The following is a 15786-nucleotide window of genomic DNA, read 5'->3' as shown; positions in this document are numbered from 1 at the left end:
ATCATCTATAATATTTAAAAATTCTTTTTAATAATGTTTGATGAACTATCATCACGCTTTGAAGACGCAGTAAAAGGTTTAAGAGGCGAAGCAAAAATTAGTGAAAACAATATCAATGATGCCTTGAATCAGGTAAAAAGAGCACTTCTTGATGCAGATGTTAGTTTATCTGTAGTAAAAGATTTTATATCAGATGTTAAAGATAAAGCTATCGGAGAAGAAGTTGTTAGGGGCGTAAACCCAGGTCAAAAATTTATTGAGGTTGTAAATAAAGAATTGATTAGCATCATGGGGAATGAGAATTCTCCATTAAACGAAAATGAAAATAGCCCCACTGTTATTTTAATGGCAGGACTTCAGGGAGCTGGTAAAACAACTGCAACAGGGAAATTAGGCCTTTATTTAAAGGAAAAAGAAAAAAAGGTTCTTTTAGTGGCTGCAGATATTTATCGACCAGCAGCTGTAGAACAACTTAAAACATTAGGAAGTCAATATGAATTAGAAGTTTTTTCAGCTAAAGAAAAAAATAGCAAACCAGAAGAGATAACGAAGGATGCATTGAATTATGCGAATAAAAATAATTTTAATTCGATCATTATTGACACTGCAGGAAGATTGCAAATTGATGATTCAATGATGAGTGAAATGGTTCGGATAAAAGAAGTTTCTAATCCTGATGAAGTTTTACTTGTTGTTGATTCTATGATTGGACAAGAAGCTGCTGACTTGACAAAGTCATTTCATGAAAAAGTGGGCATTTCAGGGGCGATACTAACCAAGTTGGATGGCGATTCAAGAGGAGGAGCTGCTTTATCAATAAGAAAAATAAGTGGTAAACCTATTAAATTTATTGGTGTAGGCGAAAAAATAGAGGCACTACAACCATTCCATCCAGAGAGAATGGCTAGCAGAATTTTAGGTATGGGTGATGTATTGACACTTGTTGAAAAAGCCCAAAAGGAAGTTGAGCTCGCTGATGCAGAAGCTATGCAAAAGAAACTTCAAGAAGCAACTTTTGATTTTAATGATTTTGTTAAGCAAATGAGATTAATTAAAAGGATGGGATCACTTGGTGGATTAATAAAATTAATACCTGGTATGAATAAAATTGATGATGGGATGATAAAAGATGGAGAAGATCAACTCAAGAAAATAGAATCTATGATCTCTTCAATGACTCTTGAAGAGAAACAAAAACCTGAGGTTCTTGCTGCTCAGCCTTCAAGAAGACAAAGAATTGCTCAGGGTAGTGGCTATGAAGCAAAAGATGTAGATAAAGTATTAGCTGATTTTCAAAGAATGAGAGGCTTTATGAAACAAATGTCGAACGGAGGAATGCCAGGAATGGGAGGAATGCCAGGAATGGGAGGAATGCCAGGAATGGGAGGAATGCCAGGAATGGGAGGAATGCCAGGAATGGGAGGTAATAAACAAATGAAAAAACAAAAAAATAATAAAAAGAAAAAAGGTTTTGCAGATTTGTAGTTTCTAAATTTTTACCTTTAAATGATATTATTATTAAAAACGTATTAATTTAAAATGATTAAATTGCGCCTTAAGCGCTTTGGAAAGAAAAAAGAGGCAAGTTTCAGAATTGTTGCATGCAATAGTACTTCCAGAAGAGATGGTAGACCTCTACAAGAACTAGGTTTTTATAACCCAAGAACTAAAGAAACTAGGCTTGATACAGAAGCTTTAAGAACAAGACTTATTCAGGGTGCTCAGCCAACTGATGTTGTAAGATCTTTATTGGAAAAAGGCGGTTTATTAGAAAAAAAAGAGAGGCCCTCTATCGCTATTGGTAAGGCTAAGATAGAGCAGGAAAAAGTTGCTAAAGCCAAAACTAAAGACGAAGAAAATGATAGTAATGAAGCTGTAAGCGATAGTAATGAAGCTGAAAGCTAGTGGTTTGATTAATTTTTATTCTTATAAAATAACTAGATGAAGGAAGTTTCCAAAACTGGTCACTTCACTATAGATTTGCCAAGCTCTGATGCCGCTACAGCATTATCTGGACCGGGTAATTCTTTTTTAAAAAAGTTTGAATCTCTTACAGGAGTTTCTTTAACTATAAGAGGTTTACAACTTGAGATGAACGGTGTCATATCTAACATTGAGAGAGCGTCAGCATTAGTAGAGCTGACAAGACCAATTTGGGAACAAGGGTTAGAAGTCCCAGAAGTAGATCTTAAAGCGGCTTTAAGTTCTCTAAATATGGGAGAGTCGTCTTCGCATGCTGAACTTGGAAAAAAAGTTCTTGCGCGTTCCAAAGAAGGAAGATATTTAAGACCAAGAACTATAAGGCAAAAAGAATATGTTGAATCAATTGAAAACTTTGATCTTACGTTCGCAATTGGTCCAGCTGGAACTGGCAAGACATTTTTAGCAACTGTTTGCGCAGCAAGATTATTGAACGAGAAAAAAATTGAAAAAATCATCTTAACCAGACCAGCTGTAGAAGCCGGCGAAAGTTTAGGATTTCTGCCTGGTGATTTGCAACAAAAAGTAGATCCATATTTAAGACCCCTATTTGATTCTTTACATAGTATTTTCGGGTTTGATAGAACGAATTCTTTAATCGATAAAGGAATTATTGAAGTTGCTCCTTTAGCATTTATGAGAGGAAGAACCTTAGATAATTCATTGATTATCTTGGATGAAGCACAAAACACAACTTGCTCTCAAATGAGAATGTTTTTAACCAGATTAGGTGAAAGATCTAAAATGGTTGTAAACGGTGATATTACGCAAATTGATTTAAAAAAAGATCAGGAAAGCGGCCTTATCGAAGCATCGAGAATTTTCTCTGAAACTCCAGGTATAAAATTTTGCTATTTAAATGTTGAAGATGTAGTTCGTCATCCTTTAGTGCAGAAAATCATTGAGGCTTATCAATAAATTAATTACTCTGGTGATCCGTACCCTGAAATTTTAAAAATCAAGTAGAATATACTCATATTTATTTTATAAAAATGCCAGCAAGTAGTAATTTTAATCAAGCTATTCGTGAAGCGCAAACCAGTTCAATAGTTGGACCTAATGTTGTTCAAAAAGCTTTACCTTACGTAGGCGGAGGAATGGTGCTAACTTCCTTAGGCGTTTTGGCAGGTATCTCACTGATAGCAACAAATCCTGGACTTTTCCAGCCTCTCTCAATAGTTGCTTTAATTGCAGAATTGATATTGTTTTTTATAGCCACAAGCGCTGCAAATAATGCAAATAATGCAAAAGCCTTGCCTTTACTAACGGCATTTAGTTTGTTAACTGGATTCACTTTAAGTGGAATTGTAGCTTTAGCTATAGGAACAATCGGTATTGGTTCGGTTGGAACAGCTGCTTTAGCTACAGGTATAACTTTCGTTATTGCATCCTACACTGGCCAAAGAATGAGTGATAGTGTTGGTCAAGCACTAAGTGGAGTAGTTGGTCTTGGGTTGATAGGACTACTCATAGCGATGTTTGTCCAATTAATTGGAGGATTTTTTGCTCCAGGTGTTTTTGGAGGTTCAGGACTTGAATTGATAATTGCAGGGTTTGGAACTGTCTTATTTGTTGCTATGTCTTTCGTGGATTTCTATACAATGCCAAGAAGATATAATGATGATCAATACCTCGCAGGTGCTTTAGGTATGTATTTAACTTATATAAATCTCTTTGTTTTTATATTAAGACTAATGATTGCACTTCAAGGCGGCGGAAGAAGAGACTAACAAATTAATTAATTAAACAACTAACCCAAAGCGTAGATTTATTTCTACGCTTTTTTATTGGGCGATATCAAGAATTTGTTTTTTTATAAATTCCTTTTGCTCTGAGTCATATTTGACTGAATTATTAAAACTATTTCCCATATTATCTAAGTCTCTAATGACTTGATTGACAGACTTTGTAACTGACTTAGTTTCTAGCAGTCTCAAAATAGCCTTACATCTATCTGAAATATTTTCCGATGTTATTTCATATTCATGATTATTATCTCTTCGATGAATGATAATTTGAGCGGAACTCATTATTAAATTTTTTACTACTATTTCTGTTATAGCATCGCCACCTTCGTTCAGTTTGTAAATTAGTGAAAAAGGAAGTTTATCTAACAAAAAACAATCTTTATCTGATAAAGCGTATGCAAAAAATCCTCTGAGTCCATTTCTTGTTTTAGTTAGCTCTGCGATTCTATCTGCTAAAACCTCTTCGCTGAGTAAATCTTCACCCCACTCTTTGCACCATTGCGCGGATATGTTTATTGCTTGAGTGAACGAAGCTTCATTTAAATTTATGGTTTTTTTTTCCATTTTTGATCAGAATTTTATTATTGATGCATTAAAAGTCTTTGTCCAATTATAGATCTGGGTTTGTAACTTTACTAGGAAGGCCAAATGTCGGTAAATCTACTTTAATAAATAAATTGATTGGAGAAAAAATAACAATTACTTCTCCAATAGCGCAAACTACTAGAAATAAATTAAAAGGAATACTTACTACAGACAATGGGCAAATAATTTTTGTTGATACGCCAGGTGTTCATAAACCTCATCATCGACTTGGAGAGATATTAGTAAAAAATGCAAAATCTGCAATTAATGGAGTTGATATGGTAATTTTTGTAATTGATTCAAGTGAAGAACCTGGTAGAGGTGATGAATATATTTTGAACTTTTTAATCGCAAATAAAACTGAGTTTATTGTTGCCTTAAATAAGTGGGATTTGGTTAATAAAGAATTTAGGAGTTTACGATTGGATCAATATAGAAGATTTTTTGGAATTAATAGAAACTTTCAAATTGTAAGTGCTTCTCAAGGAGAAGGATGTTCTGAACTAGTTGATATGGCACTTAATTTTCTTCCAGAGGGACCAAAACTTTATGGCGAAGAGACTATTTGCGATCAACCATTAGATAACTTATTATCTGATTTAGTAAGAGAGCAGGTATTAATAAATACAAGAGAAGAGGTACCACATAGTGTCGCAGTAAAGATAGAAAAGAGAGAGGAAATGAAAAGAAAAAATGGCAAAGTTTTTACAGCTATTTTGGCTACTATTATTGTTGAAAGATCAACTCAAAAAGGCATTCTTATTGGAAAGAAAGGTTCAATGTTAAAAATGATTGGTCAGTCAGCAAGATCAAATATGTCAAAATTAATTGATGGTCCAGTTCACCTAGAGTTGTTTGTGAAAGTTGTTCCAAGTTGGAGAAAAAAAGAATCAAGGTTAATTGAGTTTGGTTATGAGGAAGATTTCTAAATGAGTGGTTTTAATTTTGATGTAATTACATTGTTCCCTAAAGCTTTTGAATTAATAAATAATTTAGGGGTCATCACAAGAGCTCTAGATAAGAATTTGATCGATGTAAATTTACATGATTTAAGAGAATATGGAGAAGGTTCTTACAGGCAAGTAGACGATAAGCCTTATGGAGGAGGAGCAGGTATGGTTTTAAAACCTGAACCTATTTATAAGGCATATGAATCAATTAGAAAATCACCTAAAAGTAAAACTTTGCTGATGACCCCACAGGGTAAAGTCCTAAAGCAAAAGGATCTTGCGAGATGGTCCACTTTGGATCAAATCATAATAATTTGTGGTCAATATGAAGGTTTTGATGAAAGGATTAGATGTTTAGCTGATGAAGAGATTTCGATAGGCGATTATGTACTTTCTGGAGGTGAAATACCTGCTATATCAATAATTAACGGTTTGACTAGATTATTACCAGGAACTCTTGGTGATCCAGACTCCTTAGTCGATGAGAGTCATAATTCTTCTTTATTAGAATATCCTCAATACACGAGGCCGTTAACTTTTAAAGATATGAAAGTGCCAGATATTCTAGTGAGCGGTAATCATGAAGAGATTAAATCGTGGAGAAGACAAAAAAGTTTTGAAAGAACATTGGAGAGAAGAAGTGACTTAATTTCAAATGAAAACTACAAAAAATCCCCGCAAAGTAAGAGAATAATAAAAGAATATAATCAATTCATGAAATTTAGAATAGGTAATGGATACGATATTCACAGACTGGTAGAGGATAGAGATTTAATTATTGGAGGTGTAAAATTGCATCATCCTGAAAATTTAGGATTGGATGGTCATAGTGATGCTGATGTTTTAAGTCACTCAATAATGGATGCATTATTGGGAGCACTTTCGCTCGGCGACATAGGAAAGTATTTCCCCCCATCTGATGAAAAATGGAAAAATGCTAATAGCTTGTTTTTGTTATCAAAAGTAATTGACTTGATAAGACAAGATGGTTGGGAAATAAATAATATTGATAGTGTTCTCGTTGCCGAAAGGCCAAAAATCATGCCACATATAAAACTAATGAAAAAAAATATTTCTGAAATATTGAATATTGATGAAAATCTAATTGGAATTAAAGCAACTACGAATGAGAAATTGGGTCCAGAAGGGAGAGAAGAGGGTATAAGTTGCCATTCAGTAGTTCTACTTGAGAAAAAATGAGATTTAATTTAAATTTGAAAAAAAAATTTCAAAAATTTTGTTTACTATTAATCTGTTTAGTATTTGTAATTTTTCAATCTGATATTCCCAATTTAAAAGCTCTTACAATGGATAACTATCAAAGTGAAATGATCATAGAGGAATTAAGACTTAAAGTACCTGCCGATGTAAAAGCAGCTTGGTTAAATGCTGAAAAAGAAATATGGGAGCCATGGTTATCTTCTCAAGATGGTTTTTTGGGAAGACAATTATATTGGGATAAAGAAAAAGAAGAAGCTTTAATATTGGTAAATTGGAAAAGTAAGAAATTATGGAAAAGCATACCAATGTCAGAAGTAAATGTAGTTCAACAAAAATTTGAAGATAACGTTAAAGCTGCTCTAAATATAGGCGAAAATCCTTTTGAATTAATTTATGAGGGAGAATTAGATAAGCAAAGATGAATTTTGATATTAAGTTTGATTTTCAAAGAAGAGATAGACTTGGAATCATTGAGGCTATTTGGGGACAAGATAAGAGTATCGACCAATTAGAGAGATTATCTGAAAATGTATTAAGTAAAAATGAGGTTGTTTTTATTACTAGGATTAATAGTGAAAAGGCTAAACATCTTTTAGATTTGTATGATGATGCACGATTCTATGAAGAAGCAAATTGCCTAATAATTGGGAAAAATCTGAATAAAATAAATACGAATAAAAAAGTTGCCATAATTTCGGGCGGCTCAAGCGATTTGGCCGTAACACTTGAAGCACAATTAGCGCTTCGAATTTATGGAGTGAATTGTCAATCTTTTATAGATGTTGGAGTAGCTGGACTTCATCGATTGATGAGTCAGTTAGAAGAAATTAATAAATATGATGTATTAATAGTTTGTGCTGGAATGGAAGGAGCTTTGGCAACAGTTGTGGGCGGATTGTTGGCACAACCGATAATAGCAGTACCTGTTTCAGTCGGCTACGGTGTTAGTAAGGATGGAGAAACTGCTTTAAATAGTATGTTGTCAAGTTGTTCTCCAGGTATTTCAGTTATGAATATAGATAATGGTTACGGCGCAGCAATGGCGGCACTCAGAATTATTAAAAGTATTTCTTAAAAAATTACTTTTTTTCTATTTCTAATAGGTTTTCTATCCATAAATTAAGTTGTTTTGATAGCATCCCTTCTTCTCTCATTTTGATTGCTTTTATCACGACTTGCGTGTTTACCCACTCTGGAAATCTTTTCGGCATTTATTTTTATATTCAGTAATTTTAATTTGGTACAAATTTTTATAAAAACAAGATCAAGGTAACAAATTTAATCTTTTTTGTTTGATTTTGTACCTAATCTAGACAGCTCAGATGAGGTATGTTCACTTTCTACATTTTTTAATCTTTCAATTAGCTCAGAGAGATCTTTATGTGCTAACTCACCATTTTGTTCCCATTTAAGAGATCTTGAGTTAATATCAATTTTTTCTTTCATTGTTAAACTTAAGTATTAAAAATATATAACGAAAAAAGGAGAATTTTGGTTATTGTTGCAAGCCTAAACTTAAAAAATTATGAAGATTTTTAATATATTAAGAATTTATCTTTAACCACCACCAACAATTGAAACGATTTCCAAATTATCACCATCTTTAAGCTTCACTTTTTCCCATTTCATTGAATTTATGATTAGATTATTTAACTCAACTACAATTGTGTTTGGTTTATATCCCATATGGTTAAGAGCTTTAGATAGTAGAGCATTTTCTTGATCCAATTCTATTTTTTTTTCTTCTCCATTTACCCTAATTTTCATGAGATAACTCTTTTAGAATCATAATAGCGTCTTCTTTAGGATCTTCAGAATTCATTAATTGCGAAACTAAGGCAACTTTTTTAAACCCATTTCTTTTTAAATATGAAATATTATTTGACTTGATTCCTCCAATAGCAAACCAAGGAATATTTAAATCCTTTGTTAATGTTTTGATATTTTCAATACCTAAGGGTTTTTTATTCTTTTTTGTTGTAGTTTCAAATACTGGTCCTATGCCTATGTAATCACAACCTTCCTTAAGGGCTTTTGAAATATCAATTGCATTATTTGCACTTATACCGATAATTTTTGAATATCCTAATAGTTTTCTTGCGGTTTTTAAGTTTAAATCGTCTTGTCCAAGATGAATTCCATCCGCGTTAGATGCTAGAGCTATATCAAGTCTATCGTTAACGATAAATAAAGAATTATATCTTTTACATAGATTCTTAATTTGAATTGCTTTTTGTAGATGATCTTTATCAGTTCCCGTTTTAAATCTATGCTGAATAATTCTTACTCCCGCAATTAAAATCTCTTCTATTATTTCTAATAAATTGTCCTTTTGATCTGTGATTACATATAAGTCATTTTCTTTTAAAATTTTCTCCGACTTCTTACACTTGCTATAACTTAATAAGTCAATTTCAATAGTATAAATTTCATATCTAATTTCCGATGCTATTTTTGAAAGCTCATGATTCTGCAGCCTTGAGAATTCTTCTATGACTCGTAATGCTTCTTGAACTCTGGCTGAATTAGAACTTATAATTTGCTCAGAAGTTTTTCTGTTGATTTGCTCTTGATGAGTCAATCCTTTACATTTGTCCTCAATGTGATTTCTAGATTGTTTATAAACTTCTAAATGATTTTTTCCTAAAATTTGTCTAAAATTTTTAATCTTTTCAACGTATTTTTCATTGCCTATGCCAAATCTAGCCCAATCCTCTAATACTCTTAGTCCTTCTCTAGCTCTATCTAGATTAGCGTCAATAATTTGATAAATTCTTAAATCTTCAGCGTCTTTAGTATTGAAATTCAGCATTTGTAATTTATTTTTTGTAGTTTTTAAAAATTTTCAGAGCATTATCTCTATCTTTTTTAATTTGATTAGAAAGTTGATCTATATTTTTGAACTTGATTTGAGATCTAAGTTTTTCAACTGGTTCAACAGATAGATTTAAACCATACAGATCGATATCTTTATTTATTAAATGAACTTCAACTGCAGATGGCAATAAAGGATTTATTGTTGGTTGAGAGCCAAGATTCATAACAGATTCAATTTTTTTGTTGGAATTTTCTATGGTTGTCCAAGATGCGTAAACTCCTTCTCCAGGTAAAAATTTTCTACCATCTATTTCAAGATTTGCGGTAGGCCATCCTATACTTTTTCCAATTCCTTTACCTTTAACAACCTTTCCATTAAAACTATAAGGCCTATTAAGAATTTTGAAAGCATTTTTCAGATCACTTTTCTCTAATAAATTTCTTATTCTGCTGCTGCTGATTCTACCTTCTTTGTCTTCTAAAATTGGAGTAATTTTTAGATTAATATCTGTATCCTTAATCATATTTTTTATTGTATTTATATCTCCACTTCTTCTGAAACCAAACTTAAAATTAGCACCTACAGAAATGTTTTTTGCTTTTAATTGATTTATCAAAATATCTCTTACGAATCTTTCTGCACTTAATTTGGATAGTTCCGTATCAAAAGGAATCAGAACTAATTGTTCAATGCCGAGATCTTCAAGAATAGATAGTTTTTCATAAGGGAGATCAAGTCTAAGACGCGTCTCTTTGTAAAGAACTTCTCGGGGATGAGGCCAGAAGCTTGCAATTGTTGGGGTATATTGATTTTCTTGAACCACACTTTTTATTAATTGTCTGTGGCCAGCATGAAGGCCATCAAAACTTCCAATAGCTATTGAGGTAGGACTCTTAACTTCAGATGGCGATATTAAAGAGATCAAAAGATTACGTGCAATTTTATGATTTTAGTGGCAAATTTGGATTGATTACAGTTTATTCAATCAAATGAATGTCTGACAAAATGGATTTTCAGTCCCTTTCATTTGGAATGCGGCGCATCGGATGGATACGCTTTTGGGTTCAGTCCATTTTAGGTGTTGTTGTTGCAGCTGTTTTGCTTTTTTCAAATGTTGTAAATAACAGCGAAGGACAGCTTGGCTTAGCGCCTGGTCTATCACTTACTACAATATCCCTGATTTTACTACTTTTTAGTCTTTGGCAAGGTTGGTTAATAGTTAGAACAGGAAGAGCAATCGCAAGCAACGCAAGACCCTCAAGAGGAGAAACCGGTAAATTGATAAAAAGAGGACTAATAGTTGATTTATTTGGAATTTTATTTGGATTAATTGGATATCAAGCTCTTATGGGAGCCTTATTTATACAAGCATCCTCTCAAACAACTGGACAATTGATAACAGCGACATCTGATATCCCAATTACGGGTCTTGAAATATTATCAGTTCTTAGTAACACACAAGTTATTGCTGCTCATTTTTTTGGACTTTGCTTTTCTTTATGGCTTTTAAGAAGGATTTACAAATGAATTATTAATTTTAGGTAAGTTGTCTAAATTACCTCTCCAAAATAAATCTGGTTCTACAGGTGTAAGAGATATTTTATTTTCTTGTATTTGAGATACATCGCTAGGCCAATTCTTAGGACCGTAACCTTTCGATTTAAGATCTAAAACAACTTCACCTGCTAACCAATAATAATCATCACCCCTTGGGTCTTCCCTTTTGGAAAATTGATTTTTATATTTTCTTACCGATAATCTTGTCCAGGATAATTCTTTTATTTTGTTTTTTTCGCAGGGAGGGATATTCAAATTTAATAAAAGTGAAGCTGGCCAAATATCGTTAATTGCTTGTTCGGCAATATTCATTGCAATTTCTCCAGCAAATTCAAAATTCTTCCATTTATAACTAGCAACACTTATTGCCATGGAAGGAACATTTTCTAAAGTGCCTTCCATAGCTGCAGCGACTGTGCCAGAACAAAAAATATCTGTCCCTAAATTGGGCCCGTGATTTATTCCTGATAGTACCAGGTCAGGTTTATGATCCAAGAGTTCAGATAGTGCTAATTTGACACAATCAGCAGGTGTGCCGGAACATCCCCAAGCTTCAATTCCTTCTCCAAATAACTCGTCAGCTTTTTCCACTCGTAATGGGGATTGTAAAGTAAGACCATGACCAGTAGCTGATCTTTCTTGGTCAGGACATACTACTTTTACCTTATGTCCTCTTTTTTTGGCTGATTTTGCTAAGGCTCTTATCCCAGCTGCGAAAACACCATCATCATTGCTAATTAATATATTTAACGGTTTCATTAATCAAGACATTTTATTTATGGACGATATTTAAGTAAGATAAGGCAATACTTATTTTTACTATATCAGTGAGTCAAATTGAATCATTAAGTCAAATTGAGGAAAAACTAAATAATCTTTCTCTAACAGCAAAAAATAATATAAATAATTCTAATACTCATGAAGAACTGGATCAATTGAGAGTTTCCTTGCTAGGAAAAAAAGGTGATTTATCAATTATTTTGAAAACAATGGGTCAATTATCTGCTACTGATAGACCAATTATTGGCCAGAAGGCAAATATAATAAAGACAAATTTGCAAGAACTAATAACTGAAAGAAAAAATAAACTAAACAGCGAAGCCTTAGATAAAAAGATTAAAAAAGAAAAAATTGATGTAACTATCCCTTCAATTGGGACACCCCCTGGGAATAAACATCCTTTGATTTCAACTCAAGACGAAATAATAGATATTTTTTGTGGTTTAGGATACTCAGTTGAAAGTGGTCCTGAAATAGAAACTGATTTTTATAATTTTGAGTCTCTCAACATACCCAAAAATCATCCCGCAAGAGATATGCAGGATACTTTCTACTTAGATGAAAATCGACTTTTAAGGACCCATACTTCTCCTGTTCAGATAAGATACTTAGAGAAAAATCCTCCTCCAGTAAGAATTATTGCTCCTGGGAGAGTATATAGGAGAGATGCAGTAGATGCTACTCATTCCCCTGTATTTAATCAGGTTGAGGTTTTATGTCTCGATCAAGATATTAATTTTAGTCATTTAAGAGGAACAGTTCTTACATTTTTAAAGGCCTTTTTTGGAGACATTCCTGTAAGATTTAGAGCTAGTTATTTCCCATTTACTGAACCTTCAGCAGAAGTTGACGTCCAGTGGAAAGGTAAATGGTTAGAAGTAATGGGTTGCGGAATGGTTGATCCAAAGGTCTTAGAAAAATTAGGAATAGATTCTGAGAAATGGACTGGTTTTGCAGCAGGATTAGGAGTTGAGAGATTTTGTATGGTGAGACATCAGATCGACGACATCAGAAAATTTTATACAAATGATATTAGATTCTTAGAACAGTTCTAATAGTATTTAATTCTTAAATTAGGATTGTCCAACAAATTAGTTTAAGATAGTCCTAGTTTTTAATTTTTTGATTGGTACGTAAAGCAGGACTAATCGTTAATGATGGAAAGGAACTGGCTGTTCAAACTGCAACTTCTGTTCAAAAAAAATTGGAAAAATCTAATTTTGAAGTTGTAAGAGTTAGTAGCTCTGGAGGGATGGTTGGTTTCGCAAATCCTGATCAACATGTTCGTCCTTTGGGATATACGAATTGTGTCCCCGAGGGGTTTGATTCATCAATGGAATTTGCAATTGTTCTTGGTGGAGATGGCACTGTGCTTTCTGCTGCAAGGCAAACGGCACCTGCTAAAATCCCAATTCTTACAATAAATACTGGTCATTTAGGATTTCTTGCGGAAGCTTATTTATCTAACCTAGATGAGGCTATAGATAAAATAGTTGCTGGGAATTGGGATATTGAAGAAAGAACTTGCTTTATCATTAGTGTAATGAGGAATGATCAGAGGAGATGGGAGTCTCTTTGCCTTAATGAGATGGCTCTTCATAGAGAACCTCTAACAAGTATGTGTCACTTTGAAATTTCTATAGGGCGACATGCTCCTGTGGATATTTCAGCTGATGGAGTAATCTTATCTACTCCAACTGGTTCTACCGCCTATTCTCTAAGTGCTGGAGGACCAGTTATCACGCCTGATTGTCCAGTCGTGCAATTAACTCCAATTGCTCCACATTCATTGGCATCTAGGGCATTGGTTTTTAATGATTCAGAGCCAGTAACTGTTTTCCCTGCAACTCCTGAAAGGTTAGTAATGGTTGTTGATGGAAATGCCGGTTGTTATGTTTGGCCTGAAGATAGGGTTTTAATAAGAAAAAGTAAACACTCAGTAAAATTTATCAGACTTGAAGATCACGAATTTTTCCAAGTTTTAAGAAATAAACTAGGTTGGGGTTTGCCCCATGTAGCTAAGCCTGACAAATAACAATTATTAGAATTTATTTTTTCCCTTTTAATAGAAAAACAGGATTATTTGGTTCTAGTCTAATTCCCTCCGCAATACTTAAACTTTTATAGGTCTGAATTAAATTTAAATTTGTTTTGAAATTTTTATCTTCTAATTCCTCTTTCAATTCTTTAATAGTTTGAATATCAATTATTGGGATAACGATAATGTCTCCAATATCCATACCTTGAGCTAGTTTATTAATAATCTGGAGTTTAGTTTTTTTATCACATCCTCCAATTATTAATCTATTAGGTTTTACAAGAGAACTTAAATTATTCATATTCAAGGTGTAATTTATGTCTTCCTCAAAAATAAATTTTGGTTTGACGTCAAGCCTCTTCGAGTTTTCTAATATTAATTCTTTTGAGCCAATCCTTTTATCGATACAAAACAAATCTAAATTAGGCCTTAACTTTAGTGCCTCTAAACCAATTGACCCACAACCTGCTCCTATATCCCAGATGACACCATTTGTTGGGAGCTCTAAAGCAGCTAATATTTGAACGCGAACCTCCCTTTTAGTTAATAAGTTTGGTCTATCATCAAAAGTCTTAAAAATGTGGTCACTGATTCCGAAAAGAGGGAGATTATTATTTGAATAATTTTTCTTTGTTTTTGTAAGAACAACAATGTTCAAACTTGATATATCAGATGGTAATGACTCTTTAAGATTTAATTTTCTTATCTTTTCATTGTCGAAGCCAATCTCCTCACATAGCCAAAAATCATAGAAGTCAATAAGATTTAATTCTGATAAATTTTTTTTGATTATTTCTAAACTTTTGTTATTTGAATCTGTAATAATAGCCAAACTTGAAGGCCTTGTTTTAAGAGCCTCTACTAACCTAGTCGAATCTCTGCCGTGAATACTCACATTAACAGTATCTTGCCATGAGATCTTTAACTTACTAAATGCTAATTGAATGCAAGTATTTGAAGGGTAGAAACTTAATTCATCTTTTGAAAAATTTTCTAGTAGTATTCTCCCAATGCCAAACCAAAGTGGATCTCCTCTCGAAATCAAAATAACATCATTTTTTTGAGATCTAAGCCAGTTAACAAGTTCGTAATTACTTTCGCTTGAAAAAAATAATTTCTTTTTTTCTAAACCATTTTCGCTCCATGATTTTATTTCTTCAAAATATGAATTTGGAACTGCAACATTTTCTGTGTCTAAAAATAGATTTTGTAATTTGAAAGATAGATCCTCAAATTTATAAGAATTAATTCCAATTATATGAATTTTTCTATTAACTTCAGTCATCAATATTTAATGAAATGGGACTAAATTGTTTGAATGTTTTATTAAATTATCTTATTATTATTTGAGTTACCATAGTAAATTAATTGTCTGAAAGGAGAAAGAGATTACATGATTTATTGTTAACTCTAATTAATAAAGATAGTGAATTTGAGTTTATTGAAGAAGATTCTAGCGATTTAACATCTAGCTATTCTGAAAAAGACACTTTGAATTTATCTCGAGTTATAGAAAAAAATCGTAAAATAATCAAAAGATATCAAGCTATTGTAAGAACAGCTGTAACTCTAGATGCTCTGATGGATTCTGAAAATGAAGAAAATTACAAAATCAAATAAAAAAAATTTTTTAAAAGGTATATTTACTTTATTTTTACTGCTATCCTTCATTTTTAACCCATTAAAAGTATCTGCAGAAGTTGCAGAAACAGAAATAAATGGAAAATTAATTAATGCTAGCAGTGAGTTTTTAAGGGACTTAGACTTTGAAACTTGGCAATTAGTAGCATATAAATCACCTCTTTTTGAAGATAAATTGATCTTGAGAGTAATAGGATATCCAGGAAATCTAAGGATTGATCATCCCACTGACTTAAGGGTGGAATCAGGGAGAAAACAGTGGCTTTTAGATGATAAAACATTACTTAATGTGGAATTAGCAAATGATAGAAGACAAGCTGCTGCAGAATTTGATCTTGATGCATTGATTAAAAATTTAGATAAAAATAGACCATTAAGATTATCTTTGTCAGGAGTTTTTTCTGAGTTGCCTGTACCTCCTTTCGTTGTCAAAGAGTGGAGGTCAATAAACTGAATTTGATTTTTGCA

At 32.7% G+C, this 15786-nt stretch carries 21 protein-coding genes; 13 read left to right on the top strand and 8 right to left on the bottom strand.

Features of this window, described 5'->3' with window-relative positions:
• Nucleotides 1-33 precede the first annotated feature (33 nt).
• The 4 genes from ffh to HA149_RS07200 all read left to right on the top strand — a co-directional run bounded on the left by ffh (nucleotide 34) and on the right by HA149_RS07200 (nucleotide 3710).
• Nucleotides 34-1485: a signal recognition particle protein gene (ffh, locus tag HA149_RS07215; protein ID WP_209114402.1), complete on the top strand. Its 1452-nt coding sequence runs from the start codon at nucleotides 34-36 to the stop codon at nucleotides 1483-1485.
• A 54-nt stretch (nucleotides 1486-1539) separates the two neighbouring features.
• The gene (gene rpsP, locus HA149_RS07210; RefSeq protein ID WP_209114400.1) at nucleotides 1540-1905 is read left to right on the top strand and encodes a 30S ribosomal protein S16; all 366 of its coding nucleotides are present in this window, start codon (nucleotides 1540-1542) and stop codon (nucleotides 1903-1905) included.
• Between the two features lie 36 nt (nucleotides 1906-1941).
• Complete coding sequence (locus HA149_RS07205) at nucleotides 1942-2898, top strand: PhoH family protein (protein ID WP_209114398.1); 957 nt, start codon at nucleotides 1942-1944, stop codon at nucleotides 2896-2898.
• A 74-nt stretch (nucleotides 2899-2972) separates the two neighbouring features.
• A complete protein-coding gene (locus HA149_RS07200; protein ID WP_209114396.1) occupies nucleotides 2973-3710 on the top strand; it encodes a Bax inhibitor-1/YccA family protein in 738 nt (245 codons plus the stop codon).
• Nucleotides 3711-3764: 54 nt separating this feature from the next.
• Here the strand turns inward: HA149_RS07200 and HA149_RS07195 are convergent, their stop codons facing one another.
• Nucleotides 3765-4292 (bottom strand): hypothetical protein, encoded by a 528-nt coding sequence (locus HA149_RS07195; protein ID WP_209114394.1) that lies wholly within the window; start codon nucleotides 4290-4292, stop codon nucleotides 3765-3767.
• Between the two features lie 38 nt (nucleotides 4293-4330).
• Between HA149_RS07195 and era the strand changes: the two genes are divergently transcribed.
• The 4 genes from era to larB are packed head-to-tail and all read left to right on the top strand — an operon-like array spanning nucleotide 4331 to nucleotide 7559.
• Nucleotides 4331-5242, top strand: coding sequence for a GTPase Era (era, locus tag HA149_RS07190; protein WP_209114392.1), 912 nt, complete (start codon nucleotides 4331-4333; stop codon nucleotides 5240-5242).
• On the top strand, nucleotides 5243-6463 hold the full coding sequence (gene trmD / locus HA149_RS07185) for a tRNA (guanosine(37)-N1)-methyltransferase TrmD (RefSeq protein WP_209114390.1): 1221 nt from the start codon (nucleotides 5243-5245) through the stop codon (nucleotides 6461-6463).
• Nucleotides 6460-6906 carry a TIGR03792 family protein gene (locus tag HA149_RS07180; RefSeq protein WP_209114388.1) on the top strand — a complete coding sequence of 149 codons (447 nt, stop codon included), beginning with the start codon at nucleotides 6460-6462 and terminating at the stop codon, nucleotides 6904-6906. The genes trmD and HA149_RS07180 overlap by 4 nt, the downstream gene beginning before the upstream one ends.
• Complete coding sequence (gene larB, locus HA149_RS07175) at nucleotides 6903-7559, top strand: nickel pincer cofactor biosynthesis protein LarB (protein WP_209114386.1); 657 nt, start codon at nucleotides 6903-6905, stop codon at nucleotides 7557-7559. The genes HA149_RS07180 and larB overlap by 4 nt, the downstream gene beginning before the upstream one ends.
• Before the next feature lie 4 nt (nucleotides 7560-7563).
• On the opposite strand, the gene HA149_RS09610 is transcribed toward larB, so the two are convergent.
• The 5 genes from HA149_RS09610 to HA149_RS07155 all read right to left on the bottom strand — a co-directional run bounded on the left by HA149_RS09610 (nucleotide 7564) and on the right by HA149_RS07155 (nucleotide 10227).
• Entirely contained in the window at nucleotides 7564-7695 is a 132-nt protein-coding gene (locus HA149_RS09610) for a hypothetical protein (protein ID WP_280634154.1), read from the bottom strand.
• 67 nt (nucleotides 7696-7762) lie between these two features.
• The gene (locus HA149_RS07170; protein ID WP_209114384.1) at nucleotides 7763-7930 is read right to left on the bottom strand and encodes a hypothetical protein; all 168 of its coding nucleotides are present in this window, start codon (nucleotides 7928-7930) and stop codon (nucleotides 7763-7765) included.
• A gap of 111 nt (nucleotides 7931-8041) precedes the next feature.
• Nucleotides 8042-8251, bottom strand: coding sequence for a sulfur carrier protein ThiS (thiS, locus tag HA149_RS07165; RefSeq protein ID WP_209114382.1), 210 nt, complete (start codon nucleotides 8249-8251; stop codon nucleotides 8042-8044).
• A complete protein-coding gene (locus HA149_RS07160) occupies nucleotides 8241-9296 on the bottom strand; it encodes a thiamine phosphate synthase (RefSeq protein WP_209114380.1) in 1056 nt (351 codons plus the stop codon). The genes thiS and HA149_RS07160 overlap by 11 nt, the downstream gene beginning before the upstream one ends.
• 7 nt (nucleotides 9297-9303) lie before the next feature.
• Nucleotides 9304-10227, bottom strand: a complete 924-nt coding sequence (locus HA149_RS07155) for a bifunctional riboflavin kinase/FAD synthetase (RefSeq protein WP_209114378.1) — start codon at nucleotides 10225-10227, stop codon at nucleotides 9304-9306.
• Nucleotides 10228-10295: 68 nt separating this feature from the next.
• On the opposite strand from HA149_RS07155, the gene HA149_RS07150 reads away from it, so the two are divergent.
• Nucleotides 10296-10829, top strand: a complete 534-nt coding sequence (locus HA149_RS07150; protein ID WP_209114376.1) for a DUF3611 family protein — start codon at nucleotides 10296-10298, stop codon at nucleotides 10827-10829.
• On the opposite strand, the gene surE is transcribed toward HA149_RS07150, so the two are convergent.
• On the bottom strand, nucleotides 10809-11618 hold the full coding sequence (gene surE / locus HA149_RS07145; RefSeq protein ID WP_209114374.1) for a 5'/3'-nucleotidase SurE: 810 nt from the start codon (nucleotides 11616-11618) through the stop codon (nucleotides 10809-10811). The genes HA149_RS07150 and surE overlap by 21 nt on opposite strands.
• 68 nt (nucleotides 11619-11686) lie before the next feature.
• Here surE and pheS point away from each other — a divergent pair, with 68 nt between their 5' ends.
• Nucleotides 11687-12694 (top strand): phenylalanine--tRNA ligase subunit alpha, encoded by a 1008-nt coding sequence (pheS, locus tag HA149_RS07140; protein WP_209114372.1) that lies wholly within the window; start codon nucleotides 11687-11689, stop codon nucleotides 12692-12694.
• A 71-nt stretch (nucleotides 12695-12765) separates the two neighbouring features.
• Nucleotides 12766-13674, top strand: coding sequence for an NAD(+) kinase (locus HA149_RS07135; RefSeq protein ID WP_209114370.1), 909 nt, complete (start codon nucleotides 12766-12768; stop codon nucleotides 13672-13674).
• A 13-nt stretch (nucleotides 13675-13687) separates the two neighbouring features.
• Here HA149_RS07135 and cbiT read toward each other — a convergent pair whose 3' ends face one another.
• Nucleotides 13688-14962, bottom strand: coding sequence for a precorrin-6Y C5,15-methyltransferase (decarboxylating) subunit CbiT (cbiT, locus tag HA149_RS07130; protein WP_209114368.1), 1275 nt, complete (start codon nucleotides 14960-14962; stop codon nucleotides 13688-13690).
• An 83-nt stretch (nucleotides 14963-15045) separates the two neighbouring features.
• Here cbiT and HA149_RS07125 point away from each other — a divergent pair, with 83 nt between their 5' ends.
• Together HA149_RS07125 and HA149_RS07120 are read left to right on the top strand one after the other, a co-directional pair.
• Nucleotides 15046-15297 (top strand): hypothetical protein, encoded by a 252-nt coding sequence (locus HA149_RS07125; RefSeq protein WP_011863384.1) that lies wholly within the window; start codon nucleotides 15046-15048, stop codon nucleotides 15295-15297.
• Nucleotides 15272-15772: a DUF3122 domain-containing protein gene (locus tag HA149_RS07120; protein ID WP_209114366.1), complete on the top strand. Its 501-nt coding sequence runs from the start codon at nucleotides 15272-15274 to the stop codon at nucleotides 15770-15772. Before HA149_RS07125 ends, HA149_RS07120 begins: the two co-directional genes overlap by 26 nt.
• Nucleotides 15773-15786: the final 14 nt, after the last annotated feature.

The sequence above is a fragment of the Prochlorococcus marinus XMU1406 genome, from assembly GCF_017696055.1.
In the GTDB taxonomy this organism is placed as follows: Bacteria; Cyanobacteriota; Cyanobacteriia; order PCC-6307; family Cyanobiaceae; genus Prochlorococcus_A; species Prochlorococcus_A marinus_W.
This window is presented reverse-complemented; position numbering and strand designations above follow the sequence as displayed.

Coding starts and splice junctions, on each gene's coding strand:
- rpsP (WP_209114400.1), top strand. CDS start 1,540: ATGATTAAATTGCGCCTTAAGCGCTTTGGAAAGAAAAAAGAGGCAAGT.
- HA149_RS07170 (WP_209114384.1), bottom strand. CDS start 7,930: ATGAAAGAAAAAATTGATATTAACTCAAGATCTCTTAAATGGGAACAA.
- ffh (WP_209114402.1), top strand. CDS start 34: ATGTTTGATGAACTATCATCACGCTTTGAAGACGCAGTAAAAGGTTTA.
- surE (WP_209114374.1), bottom strand. CDS start 11,618: ATGAAACCGTTAAATATATTAATTAGCAATGATGATGGTGTTTTCGCA.
- trmD (WP_209114390.1), top strand. CDS start 5,243: ATGAGTGGTTTTAATTTTGATGTAATTACATTGTTCCCTAAAGCTTTT.
- thiS (WP_209114382.1), bottom strand. CDS start 8,251: ATGAAAATTAGGGTAAATGGAGAAGAAAAAAAAATAGAATTGGATCAA.
- HA149_RS07195 (WP_209114394.1), bottom strand. CDS start 4,292: ATGGAAAAAAAAACCATAAATTTAAATGAAGCTTCGTTCACTCAAGCA.
- larB (WP_209114386.1), top strand. CDS start 6,903: ATGAATTTTGATATTAAGTTTGATTTTCAAAGAAGAGATAGACTTGGA.
- HA149_RS07205 (WP_209114398.1), top strand. CDS start 1,942: ATGAAGGAAGTTTCCAAAACTGGTCACTTCACTATAGATTTGCCAAGC.
- HA149_RS07150 (WP_209114376.1), top strand. CDS start 10,296: ATGTCTGACAAAATGGATTTTCAGTCCCTTTCATTTGGAATGCGGCGC.
- HA149_RS09610 (WP_280634154.1), bottom strand. CDS start 7,695: ATGCCGAAAAGATTTCCAGAGTGGGTAAACACGCAAGTCGTGATAAAA.
- HA149_RS07160 (WP_209114380.1), bottom strand. CDS start 9,296: ATGCTGAATTTCAATACTAAAGACGCTGAAGATTTAAGAATTTATCAA.
- HA149_RS07200 (WP_209114396.1), top strand. CDS start 2,973: ATGCCAGCAAGTAGTAATTTTAATCAAGCTATTCGTGAAGCGCAAACC.
- HA149_RS07180 (WP_209114388.1), top strand. CDS start 6,460: ATGAGATTTAATTTAAATTTGAAAAAAAAATTTCAAAAATTTTGTTTA.
- cbiT (WP_209114368.1), bottom strand. CDS start 14,962: ATGACTGAAGTTAATAGAAAAATTCATATAATTGGAATTAATTCTTAT.
- HA149_RS07120 (WP_209114366.1), top strand. CDS start 15,272: ATGAAGAAAATTACAAAATCAAATAAAAAAAATTTTTTAAAAGGTATA.